Here is an 8,577-nt window from a genome sequence, read left to right on the forward strand (position 1 = left end):
GCGGCTCCGCCGCGTGGGAGCGAGCAGCCCCCGCCCGCCCGCACCCGCCAACGCACCGGCCCGACCGAGCTCTCAGGCGTGGCGGGGGCGAAGGGGGCTAGGCCGGGGCGGGGCGGGTCGGGTGGGGGACCGTGCCCGGGAGGATGACCTGGATGCGGCAGCCCTTGGGGGATTCGGCTACGCCGATCTGGCCGCCGTGGAGGTCGACCGCCCAGCGGGCGATGGCGAGGCCGAGGCCGGTGCCGCCGTCGCTGCCGGGGCCGTGGGGCGAGCTGACGGCGCCGCGGTTGAAGCGTTCGAAGACTCGGTGCCATTCGGATTCGGGGATGCCGGGGCCTTCGTCCAGGACTTCCAGTTCCAGCGACTCGGGGGCCGGACCTCGGCGGGCCTTCACCGTGACACGGCCGTGCGGCGGGCTGTGCTTGACCGCGTTGTCGATGAGGTTGGCGACGACCTGGTGGATCCGTTCGGGGTCGGCGTTGGCGGTCAGCTCCGGCGGATGCACGTCCAGGTGCAGGTGGACGTCCGTACGCGTGTGCTTGCCGGAGTCCGAGGCGATGCCGCCGCGTGCGGAGGACACCATCTGGGCCTCCTTGAGGACGCCCGACAGATACGGCCAGACCTCGAAGCGGCGGCGGCGCAGGGGGACCACGCCGTTGTCCAGACGGGAGAGATCCAGCAACGTCTCCACCAGACGACCCAGGCGTTCCGTCTGTTTCAGGGCCGTGCGCATCGTCTCGGGGTCGGCCTGCGTGACGCCGTCCACGATGTTCTCCAGGACCGCCCGCAGCCCGGCGATGGGGGTGCGCAGCTCGTGGGAGACGTTCGCCACGAGCTCCTTGCGCTGGCGGTCCTGGGCCTCCAGCTCGTCGGCCATGAGGTTGATCGTGTGGGCGAGGTCGCCCAGTTCGTCCCGGCGGTTCTCGCGGACCCGGCGTGTGTAGTCGCCGCGCGAGAAGGCCCTGGCGACCGCGTTCATCTCGTCCAGGGGCGCGGTGAGCGAGTGCGCCACGAACTGCGTGATCAACAGCGTGGCGATCATCGAGAACACCGTGATGAAGCGCAGCTCCGTCTCGGTGCGTGCCGCGATCATCAACAGACCGGTGGTGATCAGAACCGAGACGACGACGAGCAGGCCCAGCTTCGTCTTGATCGAGAAGGGACGCAGACCGCTCAGCGGCCACACGCCCTTCCTCGACTGCGCGTCAGCCAGACTCCGCGACTGCGGGCCACCCAGACTTCGCGACCGTGAGTCGCTCAGATCCCGCGACCGTGGGTCACCGACTTCGCTCATACCACCACCAGCCCCCTGTGCCTACACACCTGTACGCCTGCGCACGTCCTGTGCGCGCGGTGCGGGCGCCGACTCAGGGAGTCGGGGTCTCCAGGGCGTACCCCACACCGTGCACCGTGCGGATCCGCTCCGCGCCGATCTTCCGCCGCAGCGCCTTGATGTGGCTGTCCACGGTCCGCGTCCCGGACGCGTCCGCCCAGTCCCACACCTCGGCGAGCAGTTGTTCGCGCGAGAGTACGGCACGCGGGGTGTTCGCGAGGCATACCAGCAGGTCGAACTCGGTGGGGGTCAGGTGCACATCCTCGCTGCGCACCCGGACCCGGCGCTGAGCGTGGTCGATCTCCAGCTCACCGAGGCGCAGGATGCCCGAGCGCGGTGTGGTGGCGGCCAGCGCGGCACGCTCGACGCGGCGCAGCAGGACGTGCACGCGGGCGGCCAACTCCCGCATGGAGAACGGCTTGGTCATGTAGTCGTCGGCGCCGACGCCGAGTCCGACCAGCATGTCCGTCTCGTCGTCGCGCGCGGTGAGCATCAGCACCGGGACGGGCCGCTGGGCCTGCACGCGCCGGCAGACCTCGAGGCCGTCGAAGCCCGGCAGCATGATGTCGAGGATCAGCAGGTCGGGCTGCCAGGCCTCGGCGGTGTCGACCGCCGCCGGGCCGTCGGACGCGGTCTGGACGACGAAACCCTCGGCGCGCAGGCGGGCCGCGATGGCGTCGACGATCGTCGGGTCGTCCTCGACCACGAGCACACGGCGCTGGGCGCCCGGGGTCGCTGTGGTGCTGCTGTGGGAGGTGTGTGTCTGCTCCATCGCCCGCCCCTGAGTTGCTTTCCGGAATCCGTGGGGTGATCCCTCGACTGCGCGTGGCTGCGCATGACTGCGTTTGACGCTTGAATGATCGGCGTCAGGGAAGCAGAGTACGGGCAGTCACCGCGCCACGGCTATCCAGGCCTGACCGCGAGGTGTACGACGTCCGGAACGCCTCGGGCAACGGGGATCTCTTCGGTACGCACCTGTTGGAACCCGGCATTCCCCAAGGTTTCCTCAAATTGCGGGGAGGGTTGCGCGGACCACACCGCGAGTACCCCGCCGGGCCTCAACACCCTTGCGCAGCTTGCCAATCCAGCCGGTGAGTACAGGTTTTCGTTGGCTTCGGAGACGGTCCAGTCGGGCCCGTTGTCGATGTCCAGGCACAGCGCGTCGAACGTGGCGCAAGTCTCATTGACGTACTCGACGAGATCGGCTTCGACGATGTCCGTACGAGGGTCCGCGAGGGCCTTCGCGGACACCTCGGCCAGCGGTCCTCGACGGTGCCATTCGATGACGGCGGGCTCCCGTTCGACGACGGTGATCGGGCCCCAGCGAGGGTCCGCCGCGGCGTGTGCGAGCGAGAAGCCGACGCCCAGACCGCCGATCAGCACACTTGGCCGAGAACGGCCGTTGAGTGCGTCCAGGGCGGCATCGATCAGCAGCCGCTCCGAGCGTCCGTCGGAAGTGTCCATCAGGAAGCACCCGTTGGCGATGATCTGCAGCAACTCCCCGTGCCGCCGCAGCACGACCTCGCCGTACGGGCCCTCGCGCCGGTCGATGACTTCGGGTGCGTCAGGTGTGTCGTAGGAGGTGGGCATCCATCCATCCTTACGCGTTCTCGACGCGGGGGCGGCTGAATTGCGACGGCCCGGTGGCGGTTCGGGGGCACGGCGTCACAGCCCGGTTGGGGTTGTGCGCCCGTACGCGCTCGGCGCGTTCAGAGGCCCAGGCCGCGGCCGTACGGGAAGACCGGGGCCTCGGTGCCGTTGGGCACGTCGGGGCGGGGCGGGGCGGGGCGGGACGCGGTCACGGCGGCCATGGAGCACGGGAGTTCGAAGGGCAGCCGTCCCTCGGGCCGGGCCCGACCGACGGCCATGTCGAGCGCGAAGACCAGGAAGCGGGCGGCGAAGTTCCGTGCGAAGTCCGGGTGCCGCCGCGGGGTGACCGCCGGCGACCCCACGTGGAACTGGCCGCGGTGATGGACGGGCTGCCGAGCCAGTGGGTGCTGGATCCGAAGGGGGTTCGATAGGGCGGGGCGGTTCCGGGGAGGGCTGTTTGGGGCGGGTGGTGCGGGTGGTGCGGGTGGTGCGGGGGATTACGAGAGACGTTCCGTGAGCCTGTCGGGTTGCTGTGGATCTGGTCGTGAGTGGTGGGGGTCACAGACAGGGGCGTACGGGGGCGTCGAAGGTGGGGTGAAACGGAAGGGGTGCTTCACCTTGGGCGCTGTGGACAGGACCTCGACGGCCGAGCAGGCGCCGTCGGTCACCGGCCCCGTCCTGGACGGGATCCCCCGACAGCCCGGTACGGCACGCCCGTCCACCGGCCCGGCTCCCGTCGACCCGACCCCCGCCGAATCCGGCCGCCGGGAGTCGAAGCCCGCCCGGCTTCGCCCCTGGCGACTGCTCCCCACTCCCAAGGGCGCGCCCTTCACCTTCTCCTACGCAACGGTCCTGGTGGTCACCTCGATCGTCGCCGAGTACGCCGACCCCACCCTCGTGCACGCCCTGCACCAGGGCTCCAGTACGGACGTGGCGCACCTCGTGCAGAACCCGATGCCGGTGCTGTTCGCGAGCGCGTTGTGGATCGCGGGCGGGGTCGGGTCGCCGTACGCGCTCGGTCTGCTGCTGGTGCTGACCGCGCTGGAACGCCGTGTCGGAGGGTGGCGCACGGCCGCCGTCTTCCTGTCGGGGCATGTCCTCGCCACGCTCGCGACGGAGATCCCGGTCGGCTTCGCGGTCGCGGCCGGCCACCTTCCCGAGAGTTCCCTCCACCGCCTCGACTACGGCATCAGCTTCGGGGTGGCGGCGAGTGTGGGGGCCCTGGCGGGGCTGCTGTCGCCGTGGCTTCGATGGCCGGTCCTGGTGCTGTTCGGGGACATGCTCGTCGACGACCTGATCACCTTCTCCGACCCGATGACGGACTGGGGCCATCTGATCTCGCTGGCGATCGGGGTGGCCATGTGGCCGGTGGTGCGGTGGTGGCGGGCCGCCCGGGGCGCCGGGGACGTCGAGGCCGGTCTGGGCGCGGACCGGGCCCGGCCCGCGACGACCGCCGCGTAGCCGCTGGCGTACCGGTAAGAGGAAGTCCGGTACGAAAGCCGTCGTCAGGAGTGCCGCGCCCACCTGGGGAGTGGTGCGCATGGTGGTCGGTTCGCCCGGCAGACCGGCTGTCGCGGTGCCCACGGCTGGGGCGGGCTGGCGAGGAGTGGGCGGAATGTGGCGTTCATGCCGGGACATCGCCCAACCCGCCCGCCCAACCCGCCACCTGACCACCGCTGCGTAGTCGCCGGCGTATCGGTGAGAGGAAGTCGGGTGCGTCGGTCGTCGTCAGGGATGTCGCGTCCATCTGGGGAGTGGTGTGCGCGGTGGTCGGTTCGCCCGGCGGGTCGGCTGTCGCGGTGCCCACGGCTGGGGCGGGCTGGCGAGGAGTGGGCGGAATGTGGCGTTCATGCCGGGACATCACCCAACCCGCCTGCCTTACCCGCCACCTGACCACCGCCGCGTAGTCGCCGGCGTATCGGTGAGAGGAAGTCGGGTGCGTCGGCTGTCGTCAGGGATGTCGCGTCCATCTGGGGAGTGGTGCGCATGGTGGTCGGTTCGCCCGGCGGGTCGGCTGTCGCGGTGCCCACGGCTGGGGCGGGCCGGCGAGGAGTAGGCGGAATGTGGCGTTCATGCCGGGGTATCGCCCAACCCGCCAGCCCCACCCGCCACCTGACCACCGCCTCGCGCGGCCGTCGGTGCCGGTCTTGGGGATGCCCGGCGCCGGACGGCGTCGGCGGTGCGGCTCGGATCAGCGGGGCTCCGGCGCCTTCACGGCCGCCCCGTGAACTTCGCGCTGGTCAGAGGCGCCGCTACCGTCCAGCCCAGTGACTCGTAGAGAGCCCGGCCCTCCGGGGTTCCCGCCAATACGCCGGTCTCCGCGCCCTGTTCGATCGCCGCGCGGGTGAGGGTGTGCATCACCAGGGTGCCCAGGCCTCGGCGGCGGTGGGCCGGGGACGTCTCGATCTGGTCGACGACCGCGGTCGCCCCGGTCGGCGCGATCTGGCCGCGCGCGGCCCAGGAGCCGTCCGGTGCCGCGAGCATCGTCCGGGTGACCCCGCCGCGTGACCAGGTGCGCAGGCGGTAGCCGTCGGGGACGGGCGGGGGCTCGTACGTGCCGTACGTCCGCGGGGCTGCCGACTCCGTCAGGGGTTCGGCGTACTCCCTCAGCGGCACCGACATCAGATAGCCCGGCTCCGGGTCGATCCACCAGCCCTCGCCCAGCCAGGGCCCGACGGTCTCCGGGTGTGCGAAGACCTTCAGCCACACCCCTGCGCCGGTCACGGCGTCCGCCACCTTCCGGACCGTCGCCTCCTCGACCTCGTCGTTCGTCGCCGTGAGGACATGACGCGTCACATGGTCGGCCGACCCCATGTCGATCGTCCAGCCCCAACTCCGCACCATGGGCGGCGCCGCCCCACGCGAGACGACCCAACCGTCCATCCAGGCCCGCACCGGTCCGGTCACCGTCACCCCCGTGTATGTAATGAACACCATTGGCATGAGGGTATTACGTCTGAGTGTTCTTGTGGTGTGAATCCCGCTGCCCCCGGCCCCTCCCTGATCGCTCACAGCGAACGCGACATCCCCCAGGGAACATTCGAAGGCTCATGTGCATTGAGTCGGCATAGCTCAACTTGACTGCCGAGGGAGAGATCATGGCTTCGACGTCCGCACCGCTCACCCTGCCCGTACTGCCGCTCGACGACGAGGTCGTGCTGCCCGGCATGGTGGTGCCGCTGGACCTCAACGACACGGATGTACGAGCCGCGGTGGAGGCGGCGCAGGCGGCGGCGCGGGCGGAGCCCGGGAAGCCGCGGGTGCTGTTGGTGCCGCGGATCGACGGGACGTACGCGAGCATCGGTGTGCTCGGGACCGTCGAGCAGGTCGGGCGGCTTGCCGACGGCGACCCGGGGGCGCTGATCCGGGCCCGTGGCCGGGTGCGGATCGGGGCCGGGACCACCGGACCCGGTGCCGCGCTGTGGGTCGAGGGCACGACCGTCGACGAGAAGGTGCCGGATCCGCTGCCGGGGCACGCCACGGAACTGGTCAAGGAGTACAAGGCGCTCGCCACCAGCTGGCTGCGCAAGCGCGGTGCCTGGCAGGTCGTGGACCGGGTGCAGGCCATCGATGACGTGTCGGCCCTCGCCGACAACTCCGGGTACTCCCCGTTCCTCACCACCGAGCAGAAGATCCAGCTCCTGGAGACCGGCGACCCCGTCGCCCGGCTGAAGCTCGCCACCCAGCAGCTGCGCGACCACCTCGCCGAGCAGGACGTCGCCGAGACCATCGCCAAGGACGTCCAGGAGGGCGTGGAGAAGCAGCAGCGGGAGTTCCTGCTGCGGCGTCAGCTCGAAGCCGTGCGCAAGGAACTGCGCGAGCTGAACGGCGAGAAGGACGGCGAGGAGTCCGACGACTACCGGGCGCGCGTCGAGGCCGCCGATCTGCCGGAGAAGGTCCGCGAGGCGGCCCTCAAGGAGGTCGACAAGCTGGAGCGGTCCAGCGACCAGTCCCCGGAGGGCTCCTGGATCCGCACCTGGCTGGACACGGTCCTCGAACTCCCTTGGAACTCCCGCACCGAGGACGCGTACGACATCCAGGGCGCCAAGGAGGTCCTGGACGCCGAGCACGCCGGCCTGGAGGACGTGAAGGAGCGGATCACCGAGTACCTGGCGGTGCGCAAGCGGCGCAGCGACCGCGGCCTGGGTGTCGTCGGCGGCCGGCGCGGCGGTGCCGTTCTGGCGCTGGTCGGCCCGCCCGGCGTCGGCAAGACCTCGCTCGGCGAGTCGGTCGCGCACGCTATGGGACGGAAGTTCGTCCGCGTCGCCCTCGGTGGCGTCCGCGACGAGGCGGAGATCCGCGGACACCGGCGTACGTACGTCGGCGCGCTGCCCGGCCGTATCGTGCGGGCCATCAAGGAGGCCGGGTCCATGAACCCGGTGGTCCTGCTCGACGAGATCGACAAGGTGGGGTCCGACTTCCGGGGCGACCCGGCGGCGGCGCTGCTGGAGGTGCTGGACCCGGCGCAGAACCACACCTTCCGCGACCACTACCTGGAGGTCGAACTCGACCTGTCGGATGTCGTCTTCCTCGCGACGGCCAACGTCCTGGAGGCCATCCCCGAGGCCCTGCTCGACCGTATGGAGCTGGTCCGCCTCGACGGCTACACCGAGGACGAGAAGATCGTCATCGCCCGGGACCATCTGCTTCCGCGTCAGCTGGAGCGGGCCGGGCTCGACAAGGACGAGGTGACACTGGACGAGAGCGCGCTGCGCAAGCTCGCCGGTGAGTACACGCGCGAGGCGGGTGTCCGCAACCTGGAGCGCTCGATCGCCCGGCTGCTCCGCAAGGTCGCGGCGCAGCACGAACTGGGCGAGCGCAAGCTGCCGTTCACCATCAGGGACGAGGACCTTCGCGGTCTGATCGGGCGCCCGCACCACGTGCCCGAGTCCGCCCAGGACCCGGCGGAGCGCCGTACGGCCGTCCCCGGTGTGGCCACCGGGCTCGCGGTCACCGGCGCGGGTGGTGACGTCCTGTTCGTCGAGGCGTCGCTGGCGGACCCGGAGACGGGCGCGGCGGGCCTGACGCTCACCGGCCAACTGGGTGACGTCATGAAGGAGTCGGCCCAGATCGCGCTGAGCTTCCTGCGCTCGCACGGCGCCGAACTGGAGCTGCCCGTCGCCGACCTCAAGGACCGGGGTGTGCACATCCACTTCCCGGCGGGGGCGGTGCCCAAGGACGGCCCGAGCGCGGGCATCACCATGACGACGGCGCTCGCCTCGCTGCTGTCCGGGCGGCTCGTCCGTACGGATGTGGCGATGACCGGCGAGGTCTCGCTGACCGGACGTGTCCTGCCCATCGGCGGCGTCAAGCAGAAGCTGCTCGCCGCGCATCGGGCCGGTGTCACCACGGTCATCATCCCCAAGCGCAACGAGCCCGACCTCGACGACGTCCCCGCCGAGGTCCTCGACAAGCTCGACGTGCATGCCGTGACGGACGTCCGCCAGGTGCTGGAACTGGCCCTCGCCCCGGCGGAGGTGGAGCTTCCGGTGGCCGTGTGATCCAGGGGCGGCCCCTCTCGGCCGCTGAGGTGAAGACCCCGCTGTGGTGAAGACCCCGGCCGCGGCGTGACGGACGCGGTGCGGGTGTGTCGGGCGATGGCCACGCGCTGGCGTTCGCCGCCCGAGAGCCGCGTGGGCGGTGCGTCGGCGCGT

The 8,577-nt window shown here is 71.1% G+C and carries 7 protein-coding genes; 2 read left to right on the forward strand and 5 right to left on the reverse strand.

All coding sequences use genetic code 11. The features are described from left to right. Positions 1–97 precede the first annotated feature (97 nt). The 4 genes from STRIP9103_RS43060 to STRIP9103_RS43075 form a co-directional block, all read right to left on the reverse strand. Entirely contained in the window at positions 98–1,186 is a 1,089-nt protein-coding gene (locus tag STRIP9103_RS43060) for a HAMP domain-containing sensor histidine kinase (RefSeq protein ID WP_009341158.1), read from the reverse strand. Positions 1,187–1,367: 181 nt separating this feature from the next. Then, positions 1,368–2,105 carry a response regulator transcription factor gene (locus STRIP9103_RS43065; protein WP_009341146.1) on the reverse strand — a complete coding sequence of 246 codons (738 nt, stop codon included), beginning with the start codon at positions 2,103–2,105 and terminating at the stop codon, positions 1,368–1,370. A 131-nt stretch (positions 2,106–2,236) separates the two neighbouring features. After that, a complete protein-coding gene (locus STRIP9103_RS43070; RefSeq protein WP_009341151.1) occupies positions 2,237–2,923 on the reverse strand; it encodes a spermine/spermidine synthase domain-containing protein in 687 nt (228 codons plus the stop codon). 119 nt (positions 2,924–3,042) lie between these two features. Continuing rightward, positions 3,043–3,285, reverse strand: coding sequence for a hypothetical protein (locus tag STRIP9103_RS43075; RefSeq protein WP_009341155.1), 243 nt, complete (start codon positions 3,283–3,285; stop codon positions 3,043–3,045). Positions 3,286–3,541: 256 nt separating this feature from the next. Here STRIP9103_RS43075 and STRIP9103_RS43080 point away from each other — a divergent pair, with 256 nt between their 5' ends. Further along, positions 3,542–4,384, forward strand: coding sequence for a rhomboid-like protein (locus STRIP9103_RS43080; RefSeq protein WP_009341159.1), 843 nt, complete (start codon positions 3,542–3,544; stop codon positions 4,382–4,384). A 750-nt stretch (positions 4,385–5,134) separates the two neighbouring features. Here STRIP9103_RS43080 and STRIP9103_RS43085 read toward each other — a convergent pair. Further along, positions 5,135–5,860 carry a GNAT family N-acetyltransferase gene (locus STRIP9103_RS43085; protein WP_009341144.1) on the reverse strand — a complete coding sequence of 242 codons (726 nt, stop codon included), beginning with the start codon at positions 5,858–5,860 and terminating at the stop codon, positions 5,135–5,137. 161 nt (positions 5,861–6,021) lie between these two features. Between STRIP9103_RS43085 and lon the strand changes: the two genes are divergently transcribed. Continuing rightward, positions 6,022–8,424: an endopeptidase La gene (gene lon / locus STRIP9103_RS43090; RefSeq protein ID WP_009341149.1), complete on the forward strand. Its 2,403-nt coding sequence runs from the start codon at positions 6,022–6,024 to the stop codon at positions 8,422–8,424. Positions 8,425–8,577: the final 153 nt, after the last annotated feature.

It is taken from the genome of Streptomyces ipomoeae 91-03 (genome assembly GCF_000317595.1).
Taxonomy (GTDB): domain Bacteria; phylum Actinomycetota; class Actinomycetes; order Streptomycetales; family Streptomycetaceae; genus Streptomyces; species Streptomyces ipomoeae.